General features: G+C 48.3%; 17 protein-coding genes and 1 pseudogene. 6 read left to right on the top strand and 12 right to left on the bottom strand.

Going from position 1 to position 23,152, the window contains the following annotated elements; translation table 11 throughout:
* Positions 1–122 precede the first annotated feature (122 nt).
* The 3 genes from ACTHUG_RS05120 to ACTHUG_RS05110 all read right to left on the bottom strand — a co-directional run bounded on the left by ACTHUG_RS05120 (position 123) and on the right by ACTHUG_RS05110 (position 4,447).
* Positions 123–2,219 (bottom strand): TonB-dependent receptor plug domain-containing protein, encoded by a 2,097-nt coding sequence (locus ACTHUG_RS05120; protein WP_440385778.1) that lies wholly within the window; start codon positions 2,217–2,219, stop codon positions 123–125.
* Positions 2,220–2,536: 317 nt separating this feature from the next.
* On the bottom strand, positions 2,537–4,030 hold the full coding sequence (gene cls, locus ACTHUG_RS05115; RefSeq protein ID WP_293207900.1) for a cardiolipin synthase: 1,494 nt from the start codon (positions 4,028–4,030) through the stop codon (positions 2,537–2,539).
* Positions 4,031–4,297: 267 nt separating this feature from the next.
* Entirely contained in the window at positions 4,298–4,447 is a 150-nt protein-coding gene (locus tag ACTHUG_RS05110) for a hypothetical protein (RefSeq protein ID WP_349267146.1), read from the bottom strand.
* Between the two features lie 69 nt (positions 4,448–4,516).
* Here ACTHUG_RS05110 and ACTHUG_RS05105 point away from each other — a divergent pair, with 69 nt between their 5' ends.
* Together ACTHUG_RS05105 and ACTHUG_RS05100 are read left to right on the top strand one after the other, a co-directional pair.
* The gene (locus tag ACTHUG_RS05105; protein WP_440385779.1) at positions 4,517–5,011 is read left to right on the top strand and encodes a hypothetical protein; all 495 of its coding nucleotides are present in this window, start codon (positions 4,517–4,519) and stop codon (positions 5,009–5,011) included.
* 397 nt (positions 5,012–5,408) lie between these two features.
* Positions 5,409–5,927 (top strand): hypothetical protein, encoded by a 519-nt coding sequence (locus ACTHUG_RS05100; RefSeq protein ID WP_440385780.1) that lies wholly within the window; start codon positions 5,409–5,411, stop codon positions 5,925–5,927.
* A 267-nt stretch (positions 5,928–6,194) separates the two neighbouring features.
* Here the strand turns inward: ACTHUG_RS05100 and hemE are convergent, their stop codons facing one another.
* The 8 genes and pseudogenes from hemE to ACTHUG_RS05060 form a co-directional block, all read right to left on the bottom strand.
* Complete coding sequence (gene hemE, locus ACTHUG_RS05095; protein WP_070646024.1) at positions 6,195–7,256, bottom strand: uroporphyrinogen decarboxylase; 1,062 nt, start codon at positions 7,254–7,256, stop codon at positions 6,195–6,197.
* A 135-nt stretch (positions 7,257–7,391) separates the two neighbouring features.
* Positions 7,392–8,615: a heme biosynthesis protein HemY gene (locus tag ACTHUG_RS05090; RefSeq protein ID WP_440385781.1), complete on the bottom strand. Its 1,224-nt coding sequence runs from the start codon at positions 8,613–8,615 to the stop codon at positions 7,392–7,394.
* Positions 8,612–9,886 carry a uroporphyrinogen-III C-methyltransferase gene (locus ACTHUG_RS05085; protein WP_440385857.1) on the bottom strand — a complete coding sequence of 425 codons (1,275 nt, stop codon included), beginning with the start codon at positions 9,884–9,886 and terminating at the stop codon, positions 8,612–8,614. Before ACTHUG_RS05085 ends, ACTHUG_RS05090 begins: the two co-directional genes overlap by 4 nt.
* A 156-nt stretch (positions 9,887–10,042) precedes the next feature.
* Positions 10,043–10,738: pseudogene (locus ACTHUG_RS05080) on the bottom strand (uroporphyrinogen-III synthase); the annotation flags it as partial.
* A 73-nt stretch (positions 10,739–10,811) separates the two neighbouring features.
* A complete protein-coding gene (locus ACTHUG_RS05075; RefSeq protein ID WP_003746329.1) occupies positions 10,812–11,588 on the bottom strand; it encodes a ferredoxin--NADP reductase in 777 nt (258 codons plus the stop codon).
* Positions 11,589–11,672: 84 nt separating this feature from the next.
* On the bottom strand, positions 11,673–13,439 hold the full coding sequence (gene msbA / locus ACTHUG_RS05070; protein ID WP_036491179.1) for a lipid A export permease/ATP-binding protein MsbA: 1,767 nt from the start codon (positions 13,437–13,439) through the stop codon (positions 11,673–11,675).
* A gap of 227 nt (positions 13,440–13,666) precedes the next feature.
* Positions 13,667–15,076, bottom strand: coding sequence for a threonine synthase (thrC, locus tag ACTHUG_RS05065; protein WP_440385782.1), 1,410 nt, complete (start codon positions 15,074–15,076; stop codon positions 13,667–13,669).
* Positions 15,077–15,162: 86 nt separating this feature from the next.
* Positions 15,163–15,537: a hypothetical protein gene (locus ACTHUG_RS05060; protein ID WP_440385783.1), complete on the bottom strand. Its 375-nt coding sequence runs from the start codon at positions 15,535–15,537 to the stop codon at positions 15,163–15,165.
* A gap of 151 nt (positions 15,538–15,688) precedes the next feature.
* Here ACTHUG_RS05060 and ACTHUG_RS05055 point away from each other — a divergent pair, with 151 nt between their 5' ends.
* From ACTHUG_RS05055 to ACTHUG_RS05040, 4 genes are all read left to right on the top strand, one after another.
* A complete protein-coding gene (locus ACTHUG_RS05055; protein WP_440385784.1) occupies positions 15,689–16,996 on the top strand; it encodes a replication-associated recombination protein A in 1,308 nt (435 codons plus the stop codon).
* Positions 16,997–17,095: 99 nt separating this feature from the next.
* Positions 17,096–18,397, top strand: a complete 1,302-nt coding sequence (locus ACTHUG_RS05050; RefSeq protein ID WP_440385785.1) for a hemolysin family protein — start codon at positions 17,096–17,098, stop codon at positions 18,395–18,397.
* A 60-nt stretch (positions 18,398–18,457) separates the two neighbouring features.
* A complete protein-coding gene (locus ACTHUG_RS05045; protein WP_070461720.1) occupies positions 18,458–19,261 on the top strand; it encodes an RNA ligase family protein in 804 nt (267 codons plus the stop codon).
* A gap of 32 nt (positions 19,262–19,293) precedes the next feature.
* The gene (locus tag ACTHUG_RS05040; protein WP_440385786.1) at positions 19,294–20,427 is read left to right on the top strand and encodes an AAA family ATPase; all 1,134 of its coding nucleotides are present in this window, start codon (positions 19,294–19,296) and stop codon (positions 20,425–20,427) included.
* 99 nt (positions 20,428–20,526) lie between these two features.
* Here the strand turns inward: ACTHUG_RS05040 and ACTHUG_RS05035 are convergent, their stop codons facing one another.
* Complete coding sequence (locus ACTHUG_RS05035; RefSeq protein ID WP_440385787.1) at positions 20,527–22,971, bottom strand: TonB-dependent receptor; 2,445 nt, start codon at positions 22,969–22,971, stop codon at positions 20,527–20,529.
* Between the last annotated feature and the right edge of the window lie 181 nt (positions 22,972–23,152).

The following is a 23,152-nucleotide window of genomic DNA, read 5'->3' as shown; positions in this document are numbered from 1 at the left end:
GTTGTGTAACTAGCAAGGGAGAGGAGATACTTTAAAATCAAATTGTCTACGAATTATAAAAGGCCGTCTGAAAATTGAATTTCAGACGGCCTTTTGGTTTCTTTATAACGTCGTTCGTATTATCAGAAACGATAGTTCACGCCCAAGGCAAACTCGCGGCCGCGTTCGTAGAAGGGCACGCGTCCGTTGCCGTCAGGGAAGCGTTGGCTGTGTGAACGGTATTGCTTGTTACCGATATTGTTGACGGCGAAGTTGACGTTCAGGTTGTCTTTTTTCAGCGGCTGCCAGTTGGCGTAGATGTCGTGTACGCCGTAACCGGCTTTCTTGCCGTGTATCGTGCCTTGTCCTCGGGCGACGTCGGTGTATTTCACGCTTTGGGCGTAGCGGCCGCGCCAGCCGATTTCGAGTTTGGGGTTTTCAAACTGATAAGACAGACCGGTCAGCCATTGGCGGCCGGTGTTCCAGAAGGTGAACGAGCTTTCGTGGTCTTCTGCTTGAATCGGGCTTTCGCCGTAGTACATTTCGCCATTCAGACGGGGTTTGACGTAGGACACGCCGGCGCGCGCGGTCAGACCACCCCAGCGGTAGGATGCGTCAAGTTCGTAGCCGTAGGTTTTGAGCGTGCCGCCGTTATAAATCTTGCCGCGTTCGGTGATGGAGGCGGTGTTGTTGTTGATTTTTGCCCAACGATAGACGATGAGGTCTTTGATGCGTTGGTGGAACACGCTGCCGCTGACGTTGAAGTTGTCGTTGCGCCATTTGAAGCCCAATTCGGCGCGGCGGGCGGTTTCGGCTTTGAGGTTGCTGTCCAAATCGGCGGCGGCACCTGCGCGTTCGTTAGCCAACAGGGCTTCGTTCAGGCGGGGCGCACGGCTTGCCTGATTGAGGTTTGCCAAGAGGGAGAAGTTGTCGTTGATGTCCCAAATCGCGCTGATGCTGGGGTTGAGCTGGCCGTGCGACGCGCTTTGTTTGCTGGCGGCGTTGTATTTGAAATGGTCGTAACGCAGGCCGGTGGTCAGGGTAACGGGGTGCAGGTTCCAAATGCCTTCCGCGTACACGCCGTATTCGGCTTTTTTCTCTTTGTCGCGGTCATACAGGCCGAGAATCTTCAGCCACGCGCCTTTGTCGGAAGGCTCTGAGGTTTCGTGGCGGTAGTTGACGCCGTATTTCACCATGTGTCCGTCGCCGAAAGAGCTGGCGAGGTTCAGGTTAGCGCCGGTCGCTTTGATTTTGCTTAACTCAAGTTTGCCGATAGGAACGCCGCCTTGCGCAGTGCCGGAAGCTTGGGCTTTTGGAGAAGGGGCGCCTTTGGGCGGTTTGGTGTCGTCGGTATTGATTTGGAAGACGTTGGCATCGATTTTGTCGATGAAGCCGACATTGCGGCCGCGGTATTCCAGATTGTAGGTTTGTTCTTTTTGATAAGTGCCGTCCACGCCGATGTAGCTGTCAACGTTTTGGAACTCGGCTTTGTCGGTGCGGTTGCCTTTTTGGTATTCCTGACGGTAGGTTAGGCGGATGCCGTGGTCGTCGTTGAAATCGTAGCCGAGTTTGGCGAGGTAGCTGTGCTGTTTCAGACGACTGCCGAGGTTGACATTGCCGTTGCCATCTTTGTAGTCACGGTTGTTGAGGAAGTTGCCTGCAAACAGGGCATCGAAGCCGTTTTGATAGCCGTAAACCGCTGCGCTGCCGGTTGAGCCTTTATTGCTGCTCAAGCCTGCGCCCAGTTTGAAACCGAAAGGTTTGCCGTCGGTCAGCAGGTCTTTTGCGTCAACCGTTGTTACGCGGATGGTACCGCCGACCGCACCCAAACCCGCGCTCGCCGCACCCGTGCCTTTTTCGACGTTGATGCTTTTCACCAAAGCAGGATCAAGCTGGAAGCGGCTTTGGTGGTGGAAGATTTTTGTGGATTGGCTGGTGTTGTCGACTTCTAGGTTAATTTTGTCTTCACCAACGCCGCGGATGCTGTAAAACTGCGCTACGCCGTTGCCGCCGCCGACATCCATACCGATTTGATCTTTCATGACTTGTTTCAAATCGGTCGAAGTTTCGCGGTCGAGCTGGTTGCGGGTTACACGAGTCGGTACGGCAGTACCGGTGACCTTAATTTCATTCAGCTCGGCAGTTTCTGCGGGTTGCAAATTTTCGGCATGAGCGAAGCTTGTTGATAATGCGAGTGTAATGATACTAAGGCGGAATACAGGAGAGTAGACCTTATTCATGATTTTTCCTAAGTAAAAAATTGACTGCTTATTCTAATTGTTATAATAATGATTATCAAATTCTTAATGGATATTAATAAATATATTCTGTTTTATTCCAGTCTCAAATTAATAGGATTTTTATAAAAATCAATTAGTTTATATTTTAGTTAAATTTGGTAAAGATTCTTTGGTTGGGAAATGGGTTGAGTCTTACTTTTTCCGAGAGGGAGAGAAAGGATAGCTTGAATATCCGTCAATAAAGAATTTTATCTATCAGTGTTTTATTTAAAAGGCCGTCTGAAAAATATTTTTCAGACGGCCTAAATATTTATGTTTTACAACAAAGGGCTCATTAGACGGACGGCATTTTCCACAAGGCCGCGGAGTTTGGAGCGTTGTTGCCATGATTTGATGGCAATGTAGCTGCTGCTTTTAAGGTAGCTGCGCTGTAGGTGGCAGATTTGTTTGGTGGTATCGCGATCGTAGATGGCGAGGCTGATTTCGAGGTTGAGGAAGAAGCTGCGCATGTCCATGTTGACCGTGCCGAAGAGGGAGTAGTCTTCGTCAATGGTCATGGTTTTGGCATGTAAGAGCCCACCTTCAAACATGGCAATTTTGACCCCGGCTTCCAGCAACATAGGGTAGTAGGCGCGTGAGGCGTAGCGTACCATCAGTGAATCGACTTTGGCTGGCAGTATCAGGGTCACTTTGACGCCGCGTTTGGCGGCAACGGTTAATGCCATGAGAAGCGGCTCGTCGGGGACAAAGTAGGGAGTGGTAATCGTGATTTGTTTGGTGGCGGCATAGATGGCGCTGATGATGGTTTCGTAGATGACAAAGCTGCCTTGCTCGGGAGCGGATGGAATGATTTGGGCAACAATATCGCCTTGCTGCATTTTTTCAGGAAGGATTTGGGGCAGCAGGCTTTGGGCTTGATTGAGGTATGTTTGTACGTTTTGGAGGTTTTCATCGGTTTCGACGGCGAGGTCGGCGAAGAAGACGGCAGACAGTTCCAAAACCATAGGCCCTGTACAGCGCATCATGACATCGACCCATTCTCCGACCCCGGAGTTTTGTTTGAAATAGCGCGGGTCGACGAGGTTGAAGCTGCCGGTGTAACCGATTTTGCTGTCGATAACGAGGATTTTGCGGTGGTTGCGCAGGTCGGTGCGCGTGAATAATGTACGCCAAATACCGACAGGTAATGAGGTATGTACTTCAACGCCTGCTTGGCGCAGTATCTCTACCCAATCGCTTTCAAAAAAACTCCTGCTGCCGACGGCATCGGCCAGAATGGCGCAGTCAACGCCTCGATCTGCGGCGGCAAGAATTTCATTTAAAATTTCTTCGATGCGGCCTTTTGGCTCGATAATGTAAAAAGCCAGCAGGCAGGAGTGGGTTGCGGCGCGTATGTCTGCGAGCATGCTGTCGATGATGGCATCGGTGGTGGAGAGCAGACTCATGGCGTTGCCTTTGGTGGCACCCAGCCCCGTTCCTTTTTCGGCAACTTTACTGATGCCGTGGTAACGTGATTTGACTTGGTCGGCAATGTCGAGATAGATATCGGCTAGATGGGTGGCGGCAAAGTTGCGGTAGAAGCGGTTCATTTCGCCGGTACGTTTGGCGCGGGCGGTGCCGAGACGAGGCTCGCCGATAAGGATGTAGGCGATGGTTCCGAATACGGGGAAAAGGAATAGGATAATCAGCCAGGCAAAGGTTGAGCCGATGTTTTTTTGTTTGTACAACACGCGCAGCATACAGACGAGTGCGGCGCAGGTGTGGGCGAAGATGAAAATTTCGGTCCAGGTGATGTCTTTTAAAAAATTCATATTCGGTAGCGGGAGTGGATGTGTTTTTAAGTTTGAAGGTGTCAGCTGATAAGCTTCAGATATTAAGTATATAGAAAAACCGTCTGAAAACAAATTTACACGATAATCGTGTTTTTGCTTTCAGACGGCCTTTAGGTCTTGTTTTTCGTCGGTTTTGAGGTGTTAAACCACTAAACAATACAGTCAATGCTGCACCTGTGGGCAGGTCGATCAGTACGAGGGGAAAGAATGCTGTAGAGTCGAAGGTTGTCAGCTCGTGCAACACGGTTAACATAGCAACGGAAACGTGTATACTGAATAAGCAGTTGCTGCCTTGGTCAACTGCCAATCAATGACCTGCTCTAATTTCAATAGTGGGAAACGATCGATGTGTTTGGCAATCATGGCCTGTGCAATTTGTTGGAAGAAGGTACTCATGAGAAATCCCCTAAATGTCTTGGGTCGGAATTTAGGGGATTTTTGGGAATTTTGTAAAGGTCTCAAATAATGAAATTAACGAAATATCCTTATAATTCCATAAGAGAGTTAGAGGACTATTTACTAAATACTTATCAAAAATATATTATTCTAAGAGAGGAAGGAAAGGAGATTTATCGATGTTTTATTCTTTCTTTTCACAAAGAATTCAATATAGGTATTGGATTAGCTGTTTCCTGTATAAGTATTTCCCCAAAAGTATTAATATTTGGTGATAAAAATATTTTTATCGGATTTGATTCAGTCGTTTTTTGTATTTCTATACAAAAATTAGAAGTTAATATGATAAATATAGATGGAATAGTTTTTGATATTTATTTATTGGAGAATCAAAAAATTTGTATTATTCATGAGTTGGGTGCAATTATTACAGATAAAAACTTAACAAGAGAGAATTTAGTATCTACCGATATAATATCAGAATGGAAAATAGATAAAATTAATAAGTTAATTATATTAACAGAATTAGACTCTGAAAAAATAATTTCTCTAAATTATGATTGAGGATGCTTGGTTATTTAAGATATTCTCCTCATTATGCAATGTGGGTTGGCTGAAAACTAGGAAACTGTTTCAGACGACCTTTATTTATCAGCTTGAGTGGCGGCGACACTACCTATGCTAACTCTAATAGACGGCCATTTTATAGGCCAGTTGAAAATAGCCGTTCTATTTTTTCAATAACTCCAAATGAATTAAAAGTTATTTTACAAAGTAGAAATACGATATCCTCTCCAGTAACAGCCATCCCTGGCGGTCAGTTTGTCCGTGTAGTCGATACTGGTAAGAATATTGGTATAACTAGTTTGAAGGAAGGAGGAACACCAACTAGATATATTAAGATATTTACTGACAAAATGGGAAATTTAATCACAACATATCCAGTGAAAGGGCAGTAATTATGCAAAAAAAAATAATACTTTCTTTAAAAGAAAAAATAGAGGGTATAGGTAATAATGTAGATCATATCTTACTCGCAACTTTAATTCTTAAATGGTTACATGATTATCCTAGTTTAGAGAAAGAATTTTTAGATCACCATTCAAATATTTCTAAATTTATGAATATAGAAATTTTAGATATCCCTAATTATCCAATAAAAAAATCACTAATTAGTTTTTACGATTTAAAATCTCTTAAACGGCAAATAGATATTTCCATGCAAAGAAATAAATCATATATTTATCAATCGCTACAAAATTTTTTAGAGAATTTATTTATTATTCAAGAACCAGATATGGAATGTAATATTTGCCATGGCACCTATGGTTTTGATTTATGGAAGGAAATAGAGACTAATAGATTAGTTTATTGCTGCAAAACATGTGCATTCTCAGAATATGTTAATGGGGAATTTAGAAATAATGAAAATCACCTTACCATTCCAACAAATGATGATTTGAGTTTATTGAATACATAATTAATAGAATAAGTTATAGAAAACCATGTTTATTCATCATGAGAAGCTTATGACTGAATTAAATCTTGTTTTAGATAACCTCAACTTGTTGCAAACTAGAAAAGGAGAATAACCATGAATCATGAGCAATCCGTAGCCCATATGAAATCTAAACTCAACAAGTAGGATGTATGTGGAACGCACGCATGCGGTTCTCAGGGTTTGAGCTAAGAGGCCGTCTGAAACAACAAATACGGTTTCAGACGGCCTTTTACGTTACGCGCTCAATCAAGCGTGATACTGACGGGACAATTCGTGTACGGTATCGACCAAGATTTTGGCGTGTTCCGGATTGGCGTGTTGGTTGATGCCGTGCCCGAGGTTGAATACATGGCCGCTGCCATTGCCGTAGTCGGCAAGGATGCGTGCGACTTCGGTGCGGATAGATTCCGGTGTGCCAAAGAGGGCGAACGGATCAAAATTGCCTTGCAGGGCAACTTGTTCGCCGACGCGACGGCGGGCTTCGCCGATGTTACAGGTCCAGTCCAAGCCTAATGCGTCTGCGCCGATTTCTGCCATGCTTTCCAGCCATAAGCCGCCGCCTTTCGCAAATACGATAACAGGCACGCGGCGGCCTTCGCTTTCGCGTTTGAGTCCGGCAACGATTTGTCGGATGTACTTCAGGCTGAACTCTTTAAACGCTGCATCGCTCAACACGCCGCCCCAAGTGTCGAAAATTTGTACGGCTTGTGCGCCGGCATCGATTTGGGCGTTGAGATAAGCGGTAACGGCTTGAGCATTGGTGTCGAGGATTTTATGCAGCAAATCAGGACGCGAATACATCATGGTTTTGATGGTGCGGAATTCTTTGCTGCTGCCGCCTTCAACCATGTAGCAGGCGAGTGTGAACGGGCTGCCGGAGAAGCCGATCAGCGGAACTCGGCCGTCCAGTGCTTTACGGATAGAAGTTACGGCATCAAAGACGTATTGCAGTTTTTCCATGTCGGGAACCTGCAGTTTTGCAATGTCGGCTTCGTGTTGCAAAGCGCGTTCAAATTTTGGGCCTTCGCCTTCGGCAAAATACAGGCCCAAACCCATGGCATCGGGAACGGTCAGAATATCGGAAAACAGAATTGCTGCGTCCAGATCAAAACGTTCTAAAGGCTGGATGGTAACTTCGGTTGCCAGCTCGGTGTTTTTGCACAAATCGAGAAAGCTGCCTGCGCATGCGCGCGTGGCTTTGTATTCAGGCAGATAGCGTCCGGCTTGGCGCATCATCCAGATGGGTGTGTATTCGACAGGCTGTTTGAGCAGGGCGCGGAGGAAAGTGTCGTTTTTCAGAGCAGTCATGATAAATAGGCTTTCTGATTTGGTGTGTTGGACAAAGTTCAGACGGCCTTAGATATGTATTGAGGCCGTCTGAAATGATTAAATGGTTGGTTCTGTTGTAGATTTCATACTGTCGCTTAATACAAAATCAGCACATCAATTTGGTTGAGGAAGGGCTGCCGGATGTTCTTCTTCGGCCACGCTTTCCAAAACCAGATTGCGTTGTTCTTGCGCTTTTTGCGGTTGGTCGGTTTCATCAAACACGCGCGCTAGGACCAAATGTGCGGATACGCTGGGTTGCAGGGCGATGCTGGCTTCGAGGTAGCCTTGGGCTTTGCCCCAAAGTTTGCGTCCGTAAGCCAGTTGGCCAAGATACATCAACAGCGGTGCATTGTCGGGTTGTTCCTGCAGCCAAGAGTCTGCCAAGTCGATGGCTTTTTGTTGCTCTCGTTCGCTCAAGAAACGCACGGATTCGACAAAAGCTTCCAAAAGCTCGGGCTGGCGGTTTTGCGGATAATGGGTTTTTACCCATTTGACCGCTTCGGCATACAAGCCCAAACGCTCGTATTTCTCGGCAATCGCAACGCACAATTCGCCAGATTTCACGTTTTCGGGAATCTGTTTCAAACAGGCTTTCAGACGGCCTGCATCGGTTACTTCGCTCAAGAGGCGGCGATATGCCCAGTTTTGATACTGTTCTGCTTCGTAATCGTTGATGGCGCCGGCTTTGACCAGTTTTTCCGCTTTTGCCAAGACATCTGAAGCATCGCCGTGATCAAAGGCATAACGCAATTGCAGGCGCACCAGGCGGCTTAAGTTGCCGTTGATTTTGGCTGCGGCTTCAAGATTTTGTGCGGCGGTCGGATAATCGCGGCGGCCCAGTGCAGATTCGGCCAGCAAAAGATGACGGGAAAGCTGTTGTTTTTGCGGAAGGTGTTCGATTTCGTGCAGGTAGCGGTCGCGCAGTTCGAAGTTTTCCATTTGGTCGGCCGCGTGCGCGCCCAACATCAAAGCCAGGGTGCGGTTATCGCCTGCTTCTTTGTTTTGCAAGACTTTGGCGGCTTCTTGTTCGGCTTTTTCAAAACGGCCTTCAAAATATGCCAGACCTGCGCTGTTCAAAGAGGCAGAAGCCTGACGGCCTTTGCGGGCAATGCCGAAGCGTTGCATACGCGCCGGAAGGTTCAAGAGGCCGAACACGAATTTAATCAGGAAATACAAGACGAATACGCTCAACAGCAGGCCTAAAACAAAGGCATGCAGATTGATGCGCAGCATGGTTTGCTCAACCACGACATACACATTGCCTGTATAAATGCCGGAAGCCAACGCTAAACCGACGGCGGCAGCAAACAGAATGACAATCCAAACGACGGTTTTCATGCTTGCTCTCCTTTAATTTTGGCAGCAGGCTTGGTTTGGTTTTGTGGTTTGGCAGCTTCGGCAGCCGGTTCTTTTTTGTTTTCAGACGGCAAGGCAGGTGCTTCCAGAGATTGAGGGGCAGAAGCGGCGGCCGGTGCGGCAGTTGTGGCTTGCTCGGTAGCTGCCGCCGCCGGAGCGGAAGCGGTTTTCTCGGCGGCTTCGGTTTGTGCAGTTTCTTCGGCTGTCATTTGTGTACGCGAACCTTCTTGATAAGCGCGAACGGCACTCAAGCTGGCTTTCAGGCTGTCGTCTGAAATCATGCGGACATCAAGGGCTTTGAGTTCGGCCAACTCTTTCAGCCATGACTGGGTAGCAGGGGATTTGCTGTCGAAGTATTGTTTTACGGTTGCTTCAACGTTGTTCAAATCGCTTTGATACACTTCGCCGTTGTGTTGCAACAGGGCAATGCGCGCATCCAAAAGGCGCAGGCGCAGGTTTTCGCGGATGAAGTAGGTTTGTTCGGGTGAAATCAACATGGCGTCGTTGCTGTCCAGATGACGGACTTCAACCAAGCCTTTGAGGGCATTGAGGGATTTTTCCCATGTGTTTTCCCACCAAGTTCCTGAATGGGCGGTTTCGACAGGCGCGGCACCCGGTTTCAATACGCCGTCCAAGACCAAAGGCAGGCCGGAAATGGCGGTTTCCAAACGGTCGATACGCAGGGCGGTAGCGGAAATATCGACATAAGGACGGTTTTTCAGCGCGGCCAAATCATTGCTGATGGCTTGTTTGACGGGGATAAGCTCGGGCTGGTCAAAACGGCTCAGGCGGCTGTCGATGTGTTCCAATACGCTGACCGCGCCTTGGAGGTTGCCTGACAGCATCAATTGTTGCGAAGCTGTGTTCAACATGGATTCGGCTTCGTCAACCAGCCAGTTGACACGGCCTTTGAGCAGCTCTTGATAAGCTTTTTGCGTTTGCAGAATTTGATCGCTATTGCTTTTTTGACCGTTGTTCAAGCGGTCTAACTCGGCCTGAATAGCGGTTTGGCGGTTGAGGTTGTCTTTTAAAAGGCTGGCATTTTCAGACTCGCCCAACGCAGCTTTGTCGATTTTTTGATTGAATTCGAGCTCTTGGTTTTTTAAAACATTTTGACCCTGTACAAACAGGAATCCGCTCGCGCCCAAGCCAAGCAGTGCCAAGACGGTTGCACCTGCGGCCAAGGCTTTGCCGCCGGATTGTTTGATGATAACAGGGGCGTTGTTTTGTGGGAGATTGTTGGACTCGGGCATGCTCGCCTCCACTCGCTGAGGTTGGGTAGGTTTGATTGGTTCAGACGGCCTGGTGTTTTCAGAACGTTCAGGCGCCGGCGCTGCCGTATTGGCAACTTGTCGGGTATCTTTATTGTCTTCGACTTGGGTCACTGCTTGGCTCCTTTGTGGCATGGATGAAAGTGCAGCGGATAAAGAAGTGACGGTTTCTACATGTTTGGCGCCGACGATGCGAAGTGCATCGGCAATGCGCGGGTGGTGGGTAAAGTATAGCAAGGATTCGAAGAATCGGGAAAATTGCGGCGGAATCTGATGGAAAAATTCGCGTGCAAGTTCGCCGGATGTAACGTAGGCGGCGGCGATGTCTTCAGTTTTAAAGTGCTGCCAATCGATGGCGTGTGGCCGTCTGAAATAGATTTCGGCGAAGTCGATTTGAAAACCCAGTGCGCTTAATTTGTCTGCCAAATAATCGCGGCCGCCATGACCTCGAATAATGAGAACTCGGGCGTTGGGCGGCAGGTTTTTCCAAATAGGCATTCTCAAGACGGCTTCGCTGTCGTTGCCGTCTTCGGGGGAGAATACGGGATAGGGGGAGAATTGCGCCAAAGTATGTTGACTGGTTTGGCCGACGGTAATGTGTGCTTTGGGGCCGTCTGAAAAGTTCAGGTGCGGCGCTGCGGTTTCAATAGCGGTCGGGCTGACCCAAAACACGACATCGGCTTGCTTGAATTGTTCGGGAAGTTTGTTTAGTGCCGAACGGTCTGCCTCTATTTCAATCGGACTCAATACTTGAGCCTGCCAACCGGCTGCATGGCAGGTTTGGATATCTTGTTGCGGACGGTTGGACGGACGGATAATGAGTAGAGTAGGCATAATGTGAGATAAATTATTAAGGTTTTAGGCCGTCTGAAAGAAGGGTTTCAGACGGCCTGTTGCCGGGGATACGTTATTGATCGACGAATGCGCGCTCAATCAGGTAGTCGCCGCGGACACCAGTTTTCGGAGAAACGGTCAGGCCGAATTCGTCCAAGACGTTGCAGGTGTCTTTCAACATGGCAGGGCTGCCGCACAACATGGCGCGGTCGTCTTGCGGATTGATTTTAGGCAGGCCGATGTCTTCAAAGAGTTTGCCGCTGCGCATCAAATCGGTCAGACGGCCATGGTGTACATAGTCTTCGCGTGAAACAATCGGGTAGTAAATCAATTTTTCTTTAACCAAATCGCCCAGGTATTCGTGTTCGGGCAATTCTTTGGTAAAGCGGTCGTAGTATGCCAAGTCTTTTTTGTAGCGCACGCCGTGAACCAAGATGATTTTTTCGAATTGCTCGTAAATTTCAGGGTCTTTGGTAATGCTCAAGAAAGGGGCGATGCCGGTACCGGTGCTCAAGAGGTAGAGGTGTTTGCCCGGATTCAAATCGCCGGCAACCAGAGTACCGGTCGGTTTTTTACTGATGAGGACATCATCGCCGACTTTAAGGTGTTGCAGGCGGCTGGTCAAGGGGCCGTCTTGTACTTTAATGCTGAAAAATTCCAGATGCTCTTCCCAGTTGGCAGAAGCCACGCTGTATGCGCGCATCAGCGGTTTGCCGTCAACCATCAGGCCGACCATGACGAATTGGCCGTTTTCAAAGCGCAAAGATTCGTCACGGGTGCAGGTGAAAGTGAAGTAAGCGTCGGTCCAGTGATGTACGGACAAGACTTTCTGGGTATTGAATGCTGCCATTGATATTTCCTGTCGGATAAGGCCGTCTGAAAAGGATAAGTCGGGGCGGCCGAGGTTAATAAAAAGAGTGGAATACGGCTTCAGCTACTTGCTCGCCGGTACGGCTGATTTTTCGCTGAGGCTGTGCAGGTCGGCATAGCGTCCGCCTGCGCTGATTAATTCTTGGTGTGTGCCTTGTTCGACGACATTGCCTTCATGCATGACAACGATGTTGTCGGCTTTTTCGATGGTAGAAAGTCGGTGGGCAATCACCAAAGTGGTACGGTTTTGCATCAGGTTTTCCAATGCGGTTTGTACCAAACGTTCGGATTCATTATCCAATGCGCTGGTGGCTTCGTCCAAAATTAAAATCGGCGCGTTTTTCAAAAGCGCACGCGCGATGGCGAGGCGTTGACGTTGGCCGCCGGACAGTTTTAAACCGTTTTCGCCAACTTCAGTGTGCAGGCCTTGTGGCATTTTTTGGATAAATTCCCAAGCATTGGCTGCTTTTGCGGCATTAATAATTTCTTCTTCGCTGAATTTGTCAGCTTGTGCATAGGCAATGTTTTCAGCAATCGTACCATTAAACAGGACAACGTTTTGGCTGACGAATGCCATGCGGCTGCGCAAGCTTTCGAGCGTATATTCATTGATGTTGATGCCGCCGATCAAAACTTCGCCTTCATTGGGATTAAGGAAGCGCGGCAACATATTGGCCAAGGTGGTTTTGCCGCAACCCGATGCGCCGACCAATGCAGTCACTTTGCCTTGTGGGACAAGCAGGTTGATATGGTTCAAACTGTTGCGTTCGGCTTCGGGATAACGGTGTACAACATCGCAAAATTCGATATCGCCAGGGTTTGGGCTGAGGGTTTGTTTGCCTTCGTTGCTTTCTTCGGGCTGGTCCAAAAAGGTGAAGACGCTTTCAGCCGCCGCCAAACCGCGCTGCAGGGATTGCATCACGCCGGTCATGCGTTTGATGGGGTCAAACATCATGATCATGCTGGACAAAAACGACATAAAATCGCCTGCACTAAAGCCGGAAAGCCCTGCTTGGCGGGCGGCTGCGTAAATAATCGCAGCCAGTGCAACCGAAGCCATTAATTGCGTAATGCCGGTACCGGCAGAGCTGGCGGAAACCTGTTTGAGCAGGTTGCGGCGAACATCATTGGCAATACGGTCGAAGCGGCGGTTTTCATAATCTTGGCCGCCGTAGATTTTTACAACGCGTTCGCCATTAATGCTTTCGCCCAAGACCTGCATCAGCTGGCCAAGATAAATTTGGTTGTTGGCAGACAGTTTGCGCAGGCGTTTGCTGACTGTTTGGATACATACAGCAACAACCGGCAAGATGATAAAAGTAATCAGGGTCAAACGCCAGTTCAGATAAGTCAGCAAGCCCAACAGGCCGACTACGCTCACGCCGTCTTTGGCAATCACGGTAATGACGTTAAACCCTGCATCGGTAATTTGATTGACGTCGTTCAAGATACGAGACATCAAACGGCCGCCGGTATTGCTGCTGAAATACGAAGTCGGCAGGTGCATCATTTTGTTGAACATTTCACCGCGCAAGCGCTGCACCAAGTGGCTGGACAGATACGTCGTGCAATATTCGTTGATGAAGTTAAACAGGCCGCGAACGAAAAATAGCGCCACAATTGCCAGCGGCAACCATGACATGCTTTTCATGTTTTTATCGACAAAACCTTCATTGATCAAAGGTTTGAGCAAGTAACCGAAAGCCGGCATCGTACCGGCGACAATCAGCATGGCCACTACGGAGACGATAAACATCTTCCAATAGCTTTTCAAATATCCAAGCAAGCGCTTGTATAGCTCCCAGTTGGATGTGGCTTGTGTTGTCTGCATATCAATCCAAATTTAGAGCAAACATGCAATTCTAAACGAAAATATCTGTCATTACAATGTTTGCAATTGAAAGTCAAAAGGAGTTGGTATTGTTTTAACGCCTTGATTTTATATGATAACGACTGTAATGCGGTGGGGTTGGCAATAACGCTGCCTACTTCTCAAATACCAGTTGTGGCCGTCTGAAAAAGTTTCAGACGGCCTCTTCAGTCATCAAAGACAGCCGATTAAGCCAGAGCTTCCTTAATGATGTCTTTCACTGCCGTCGCATTATTAGGGACAACACGGACCCGTTGCGGCAGATTTTCCAAGCCTTCCAATGCGGCAGGGCGGGGGATGGAAACTTCGCCGACCGCTTCATGGATGGTGGCTTCAAATTTGGCGGCCAGTGCGGTTTCGAGGCAGATGATGGTTTCGCCGGCTTCGCGGACTTCACGGGCAACTTTGACGCCATCGGCTGTATGCGGATCAATCAATTCATGATCTTGCTCGTAAACCTGTTTGATGGTGGCAAGGCGGTTGGCATGGGTTGATTTGCCGGAAACAAAGCCATATTGTTGATGTACTTTGTTTAAGGCAAATTCCAAATTGAAACCTTTGCCGGAGGCTACTTCCGCCCATAAGGTTTGGATTTCGTCCGCATCGCGGTCCATTAGGTCAAACACAAAACGCTCGAAGTTGGAGGCCTTGGAAATGTCCATGGACGGGCTGGAAGTAACGTGGGTGTGTTCGCTGTTGCGCGGACGGTATGCGCCGGTTTTGAAAAATTCGTCCAATACGTCGTTTTCGTTGGTGGCAACAATCAAGCGGTGGATGGGCAGGCCCATTTGACGGGCGATATGGCCGGCGCAGACATTGCCGAAGTTGCCGCTTGGTACGCAGAAGCTGACTTTTTCGTCATTGTTTGACGTGGCGTTGAAATAACCGGCAAAGTAGTACACGACTTGGGCGACGATACGGCCCCAGTTGATGGAGTTGACTGTGCCGATATGGTATTTGGCTTTGAATTCGGCATCGTTTTGTACTGCTTTGACGATGTCTTGGCAGTCGTCAAACATGCCTTCAACGGCGATGTTGTGGATGTTGGCATCTTGCAGGCTGAACATTTGCGCGCGTTGGAATGCGCTCATTTTGCCTTCCGGAGACAGCATGAAGACGTTGACGCCTTTTTTACCGCGCAGGGCGTATTCGGCGGCAGAGCCGGTATCGCCGCTGGTGGCGCCTAAGATATTGAGTTCTTTGCCTTCTTTGTTCAATACATATTCAAACGCATTGCCCAAGAATTGCATGGCCATGTCTTTGAATGCCAAAGTCGGGCCGTTGGAGAGGGCTTGGATTTTGATGCCGTCTGAAAGTGTGCGCACCGGAGTAATGGCTTTGGTACCGAATACTTCTTCGGTGTAGGTGCGGTTGATGATGTCGCGTAAATCATCAGCAGGGATGTCGGTGGCAAACAGGCTCATGACTTCAAACGCCAGCTTGGGGTAGTTGAGTGTGCGCCATTGGTCTAAAGTAGCACGGTCGATTTGAGGGTATTGCTCAGGCAGCATCAAACCGCCGTCAGGAGCCAAACCCATCAATAAAACTTCGCTAAATTGCTTGCGTGCGGTCGCACCGCGGGTGCTGATGTATTTCATGGTTTCTTCTCTATGTATTTAAAATTCAAATAGAAAGTCAAAACGAATTCAGACGGCATTGATGTGAAAAAAGGCCGTCTGAATGATTATTTGTAGAGTCGTTTGAAGCAGGCGGTAACCGTTTTTGCGGTAACGGAAGCAATGGCCTGCTCGCGAGTTGCCGGACTCAATACCTGCATCATTTCGGTTGCAGTCAATTGGTTTGGCGCTTCTTCGCTGGCGCAGCCGCAGATTTTATTTTCCCATTCGGCTTGTTTTTCCGTGCTCATGGCCAAAGCAATGACGCGCCATTCGTTACGTTTGTTCAATTCGGTACGGCATTGGCTGTCTACCGCCATTTTCACTACGCTGCTGCCGATACCCGTACCGCTGCCCAAACCGCCGAAAGAGTCGCCACCGGTAGCGCATGCACCCAATAAGAAAGCTGATGTAACAGCTGCCAAAAGAGCTTTTGAAGTCATGATGTTTCCTGTAAACAAGGCCGTCTGAAACGCCTGAAGAGTTCTCAAAATAGCATGTATTATACCGTAATGCGGCCAGATATGTGTGTTTGCGAAACTACCGTATAATGCTAGCGAGTTTTCTTTTCAATCAATCAGCACGAAAGCCGCTATGTCCGACCTTTTTGCACGCCAACCCGAAGCCCCTTTAGCTGAACGCCTGCGCCCGCATTCTTTAGACGAAGTCATCGGGCAGCAGCACTTAATCGGCGAGGGCAAACCTTTGCGCGTGGCGGTGGAAGGTGGAAAGCCGCATTCTATGTTGCTGTGGGGGCCACCAGGCGTAGGCAAAACCACGCTGGCACGGATTTTGGCGCAGAGTTTCAATGCGCAGTTTCTGCCTGTTTCCGCCGTATTTTCAGGTGTGAAAGACATACGCGAGGCTATTGAAAAGGCTGAAATTGCCCTGCAACAAGGGCGAGCAACGATTTTGTTTGTTGACGAGGTACACCGCTTCAACAAAGCGCAACAGGACGCATTTTTGCCTTATGTCGAAAGCGGCTTATTAACCTTTATTGGCGCTACCACGGAAAACCCGTCATTTGAAGTCAATCCGGCATTGCTCAGCAGGGCGCAGGTTTATGTCTTGCAATCTTTGTCTTCAGACGACCTAAAAAAGCTGATTGCCAAAGTGTTGGCCTTGCCCGAATACCAAGATTTTACGATTGAAGCCGATGCGCAAGAATTGCTTGTGAATACCGCAGATGGCGATGCGCGCAGATTGTTGAATTTATTGGAACAACTTTTACGTGCTGCCGATACACGCCGTCTGAAAACCTTAACCGCCGAATTCCTCGCCGATAGTTTGGGTGCGCAAATCCGCCGTTTTGATAAGGGTGGCGAGAGTTTCTACAATCAAATTTCCGCATTGCACAAATCCGTGCGTGGTTCGCATCCGAATGCCGCGCTGTATTGGTTTTGCCGTATGCTCGACGGCGGCACCGACCCGCGCTATCTCGCCCGCCGCATTGTCCGCATGGCATGGGAAGATATCGGCTTGGCCGATCCGCGTGCCTTAACGATTGCCAATGATGCCGCCGCAACTTATGAGCGCTTAGGCTCGCCGGAAGGAGAGCTTGCTTTGGCGCAAGCCGTGTTGTACCTTGCCGCCGCCGCCAAATCCAATGCAGGCTATAAGGCATACAACCAAATGCGCCGTTTCGTCAAAGAAAACGCCAGCGACGAAGTGCCCGTCCACCTGCGCAATGCGCCGACCAAGTTGATGAAAGAATTGGGTTACGGACGCGAATACCGCTATGCCCACGACGAACCAAACGCCTACGCCGCCGGTGAAAGCTATATGCCCGACGGCTTGGACGAACCCGACTTCTACCAACCCGTCCCGCGCGGATTGGAAATCAAAATTGGCGAAAAGCTGAAATGGCTGAAATCCTTGGATGAAGATGCTTTAGATGGTTGAAGCGATAAATACACATAACATTAATCACGGAATAAATTAAATTTTTCAGACGGCCTTTGATGTCTGAATGTTTCCAACCTATACCACACATAATTTTTTATGAATATTCTCGAAGCCTTACTATTATTGTGCCTGCTGATTGTCATTAGCGCGTTTGTATCCTGTTCCGAACTCGCGCTGGCTTCGGCGCGCAAAATCAAATTGCAAGTCATGGCTAAAGACGGCGGCGATACACGCGCGCTGGATGTGCTCAATATGCAGCAGCAACCGGGCAGTTTTATTACCGTCGTCCAAATCGGTTTGAACGCCGTCGCCATTCTTGCCGGTATCGTCGGAGAGGCGGCGGTGCGCCCCTATTTTGACGGCTTGTTGGCAAACGCTGGCAGTTGGGGCAGTACGGCTGCGTCGCTGCTGACATTTACGTTGGTAACAGGCAGCTTTATCCTGATTGCCGACCTGATGCCCAAGCGCGTAGCGATGACCCACCCTGAAGCGGTGGCGGTACGCATTGTGCGGCCAATGATGTTTTTAATTTTTATCTTAAAGCCGTTTATTTTGATTTTTGACGGATTGGCAAACGCAATATTCAAGCTCTTCAAAATTTCCACCGTCCGTCAGGAGCAACTGACCTCGGAAGACATTTACGCCGTCGTCGATGCCGGTGCGCAGGCTGGTGTGTTGAAAGAACAAGAACACTATCTGATTGAAAACATTTTCGATATGCAAGAGCGCACGGTTACTTCCACCATGAGCACGCGCGAATACATTGTCTATTTTGATAAAAACGACAACAGCGATACCGTGTTGGAAATGATGTCCGACAAACCGCACAACAAATTCCTCGTATGCGACGGCGATTTGGAACGCGTCATCGGCTACATCGAATCACATACGCTGCTTACCTTGTTTTTAAAAGAAAAAGATGTCCGCTTGACTGACAAACGCGTGTTGCGTAAAGCATTGTTCATCCCCGACACACTGTCGCTTTATGATGTATTGGAGACCTTCAAGACTTCCGGCGAAGACTTTGCCGTAGTGGTGAACGAATACGCGCTGGTAGTTGGTGTGGTAACGCTGAAAGATGTGATGAGCATTGTGATGGGTGAGCTGGTTAATACCGAAGAAGAGCCGCAAATCATCCGCCGTACCGAAGATACATGGTTAGTGGACGGCGCGACCCCGCTCGCCGATGTTATGCGTGCGCTGGATATCGAAGAGTTTCCCGATTCGGAAAACTACGAAACCATCGCCGGCTTTATGATGTATTCCCTGCGCAAAATCCCGAAGCGCACGGATTTCCTGGTTTATGCCGGTTATAAGTTTGAAATCATCGATACTGAGAATCTAAAAGTTGACCAACTCTTGGTTTCCAAACAAGAAAATGTGGTGGGGAAAATGTAACCAGTCGCTGGGAACGCTTGAAAAGAAAATTAAAAAAATAAATAAAAAGGAAAAAATATTATGACGACAACCGAACCTCAAAAATACGCCCGCAGCCTGCACGCGCCCATCAGCCTCGGCACAACCTCTGACGACCGTTTTATGCCGCGTGGCTTTCTTTCATATTTTGCCGAGCTGCCGAAGTTGGTTTTAACCGAAAAATTAGATGGACAAAACAACTGTTTTGCCGCACACGGCCTCTATGCCCGTAGCCATACTGCGCCTACCCAGCATCCGTGGGATAAACCTTTGCTGCAACGATGGCAGCAAATCAAAGATGATTTGGGCGATCTCGAACTTTTTGGCGAGAATATGTACGGCATTCATTCGATTGCCTATTCTCAATTGGAAAGCTATTTTTATCTATTCGCCGTCCGTCGTGGCGGACATTGGCTTTCATGGGAAGAGGTTAAATTTTATGCGCAGCTGTTTGATTTTCCGACTGTGCCAGAAATTCCCATTATGCAGCCTCTTGCAGATTTCACTCAAAAATACGCCAATGAAGATATTGCTTTAGCGCAATGGCTGGCCGCTAATTTGGGAGAGTCGTGGACGGAGAGCGTACAAACTGCCGGCAAACTTGGCGGCTACGATCCGAATACAGGAGCAGCATGCAGCGAAGGTTTTGTTATCCGTAACGCCGCTGATTTTGCCACCAACAACGGCAACCTATCTGTTCAATCCAATGAATTCGACAACCTTTTCAAATTGGTACGAGCCAAACACGTTAAAACCGATGTTCATTGGACGAAAACTTGGAAGCCTGCCCGTCTTATTGATTACGACAAATACCATTGGCAAAGCTGGCAGTTTCAGACGGCCTGAAGTCCAATTATCCAATAATAAGAAAGACAATTATGTGGACATTCCCATATTACATACCCGGTCAACTTCCTGATTGGCAAGCATTAGAACGTCGTTTCAGCTGGTTTGCCGATATGAAGGATGTTCCGCAAGACCCTGAGTGGCATGCCGAAGGCGATGTATTTACGCATACCAAAATGGTGTGCGAAGCCCTTTTGAAACTGCCCGAGTTTCAAGCGCTTGATGAACAGGAGCAACATATTCTGTTTGCTGCCGCCATGCTGCATGATGTGGAAAAACGCAGTACGACCAAGCGTGAAATAGAAAACGGCAAAGAGCGTATCGTTTCGCCGCATCACGCAAAAAAAGGCGAGCATACCGCCCGTACTTTACTGTATACCGAACTTGCCGCTCCGTTTGCCGTAAGAGAAGCAATCGCTAAACTTGTACGTTTGCACGGATTGCCCTTATGGGCGATTAACAAGCCTAATCCTGAGCGAGCCGTCATAGCAGCCAGTTTGCAGGTTAACACTGCGTATCTTGCCATGCTTGCTAAAGCCGATGTTTTAGGCCGTATATGCTGCGATCAACAGGATATTTTGCTGCGCATTGATTTGTTTCGTGAACTCTGTGAAGAAAATGCTTGTTGGGGCAAGGCGCGTACTTTTGCCAGCGACTACGGACGCTATCTCTATCTTAACGGCCGTAGCGAAATGCCGGATTATCAGCCATTTGATGATCGGACCTTTGATGTATACGCCATGTGCGCCATAGCAGGTAGCGGCAAAGACAGTTACATCAGGCAACATCTTGCCCATTTACCCATGCTGTCGCTGGATGAGATTCGCCGTGAGCGCAAACTTGATCCCGCAGATTCCAAACATACTGCCGAAGCAGTGCGTTTGGGTAAAGAGCAGGCAAAAGAATACCTGCGAGCCCGTACGTCATTTGTCTTTAATGCGACCAATCTTAACCGCGATCTGCGCAGCAAATGGCTGCCGATGTTTGCCGATTACGGTGCACGCGTGCATCTCATTTATTTGGAAGTGCCTTACACGCAATTACTATCGCAAAACCGTAACCGCGAACATTCTGTGCCGAATGATGTGTTGCACCGCATGATAGAAAAGCTGGAAATCCCTGATTACAGTGAAGCGCATACAGTGGATTTTGTGGTTTCTTCTTAACAGGTAAAAGGCTTGTAATCAGGCCGTCTGAAAATCAAATAATCAAAAAAGAAAACCGGATTTCCATCAACTGGGAATCCGGTTTGTTTTATTTTCAACTTAGAACGTCAGCCTTACACCAGCGCGGACGGAGCGGCCCGGCAATGGTGCGATATATTTGAGCATGGAGTTTTGCGGTCTTGCGGTACGGTTGGCAAGGTTGCGTGCATCGAGGAACCATTCGGCTGTCGATTTTCCGTGTTTGGTGGTATGGCTCATGTACATATCCCACATGGTATAGCCGCCCAAAACAGGCTCTTTGTAGTGGGCAGCCATGTGGCCTGTATGTTTGGCTGGGCGGTAGCGTGTCAGGCTGGTGCCCAGTTGCCAGTTGCCTTTATTCCATGTCAGGCCTGCGCCGTAGCGGGATACGGGCATATTGGGCATGTAATAGCCGTTGTTGCGGACACGGTTGCCATTGCCTAATGTGCTGTTGCGCTCGTCGTCCAAATCAGCGCGGTTGTGTACGAAGTCGCCAAACAGGCGGGCTTCCAATGTGCCGTATTTATTCAGGTCAAACCATTGGTTTACCTCCAATTCCACGCCGTGAAGCTGGGTGTCGCCGGAGCGCCAGTATTTGGTTGGTAGGCGTTGGCCGCCGTCATGTGCGGCATCTACGAGGAAGGTGTAGTCTTTAAATTGGGTTTTATACCAGCTTGCACGGAAGCGGCCGTCTTTCCAACCGATTTCGCCGTTTACCTCCCAAGTGCCTGCTGTTTCCGGACGCAGTACGTCTACTCCCCAGTGTGATTCTGAAGCCATCAGGGCATAGTGATCGCCACCTGCATACAACTCGTTGACTTCAGGGGCACGTTGTGAACGGCTATATCGTGCGCCCAGTTTTAAGAAGTCAAACAAATCTACGCCTAAGCCTGCATGATAGTGGTTTAAGCTGTATTTCAGACGGCCTCTCTCTTCCAATCCTTTAACGGTCGAGCTGTTGCGTCCAGGTTTGTAATCGCCGATGTCGACCGAGTGACGGACTTCGCCATGTCGCCAACCCAAAGACGCATTCCAGTTTTTCCACTTAAAGTTTTCCAAAGCGAAAATGCCGTATTCTTTGCTGTCTGTATCGGGCAGGTAGGCATAGTTTCCGGTGCGTTTGCCGTTGATGCCTGAAGATTCGGTGCTGCGCTGTTTCCAATCTGCGCCCAATGTACCTTTCAGCCAAGAACCTGCTTTGTGGTTGAACTCCAAACGGCTTTGGAAAGTTTTGCTGTCCAAAGTTTGCATTTTGGTGTCTCCCAAGTATTCGGATGTTGGGTTTTGCGTATAGGCGGCTTGGAATTTGATGTTTTCAATCCATGGCGTCAATGGACGGTACATGGCTTCTGCCTGCCAACGGGTTTGTTGAGCGCGTACGGAAGCGTATTCGCGTGCCGGTGCTTTGTGGGTACCGCCGTGGTGGTGGCCTGATTCGGCAAAATTGTAATAGCCAAAGCCTGCAATACCGGATTTGCTCAAGAAGCGGCTGACGGATACGCCTGCATAGCTGCGTTCACCGATATGGCTTAGGCCGAAAGCAAAGTTTTGATTGCTCAGATGGCTGTTTTTCAGACGGCCTTTTTCAACAGGCATATCATCTTTCATGGCATTGATGACTTTATTTCTAAAGTTTGGACTGCCGTCATAAAGCGGATTTTCTACCCAATCGCCCCAAAACGGTTTGTTTAATTTGTACAATTCAGATTCGTCAGGTTCCGAGCCGTCGTTATAGCGTTTCCATAGTTCAATGAAAGCCGGAATGTCTTTTGTGACATAACGGTAATAGCCTTTGTTTAAGGTTTCGGTAATGTCGGGCGTAACCTGACATGCCCACATCAGGCGAGAGCTATAAATATTGGCATGATCGTAGCAGGCAGCAGGTTTGGAATCTCCCGGAATACGGTAATCATTGGCATTAGTGTCCGCCCCCGACAAATGCCAAGCTACATTGCCGACCTTGCCGTTTAATTTGAACGCTGTGACACGCGGCGTATTGTAGCCGCCGCTGACTTCGACTTTGCCGTTTAAATCTTTTTCAGGCACTTCTGTGGCGATCACGCCGGTATCGACATCAACTGCGCCGCCAATCGCATTGCCGCCATACAAGACTGCTGCCGATGATTTTAAAACGGTAATCTTTTCCGCCATAAACGGATTAACCATCAGCGGTAAATCGGGGCTGACAGAAGCAGCATCCGAAATACCCAAACCATTTTCACTGACATATACGCGCGAGCCGCTCAAGCTGCGGATTTGCGGTACGCCGGTATTGGGGCCGTAAGCATTGTTTTGAACGCCGGAGACTTGTTCCACAGTCTGTCCGAGCGATACGGCGCGTTTTGTTTTTAAATCGTTTGTAGTTAAAACTTCTCCATCTGTTAGATAGTCTTTTGCGCCAGGCTGCAAACGCCAGTTACTTGAAGGCGCATTGCCGACAACTTTGACTTCAGGTATATCTACTTGAGGAAGCTCTTCCGCAAATGACTGGCCTGAGAAAACAGCCAAAATGGCGCATAACATTTTATTTTTGTTACATAAAAATTGTTGTTTCACCGCTTATCCTTTATTGATATCACATTACGAAAGGTGTCATGATATATCTTTTCTACGGTAATTATTATGAATAAACATGTCTATTTTAATTAGTTTTGATTATTATCAATAATTATAAATACTGGTAAAATTTAGTATAGACTAATTA

Origin of the sequence: Neisseria sp. P0022.S009, from assembly GCF_051956675.1 — a bacterium.
GTDB lineage: Bacteria > Pseudomonadota > Gammaproteobacteria > Burkholderiales > Neisseriaceae > Neisseria.
Note: the sequence above shows the minus strand (reverse complement) of the source record. Positions and strands in the feature narration are given on the sequence as shown.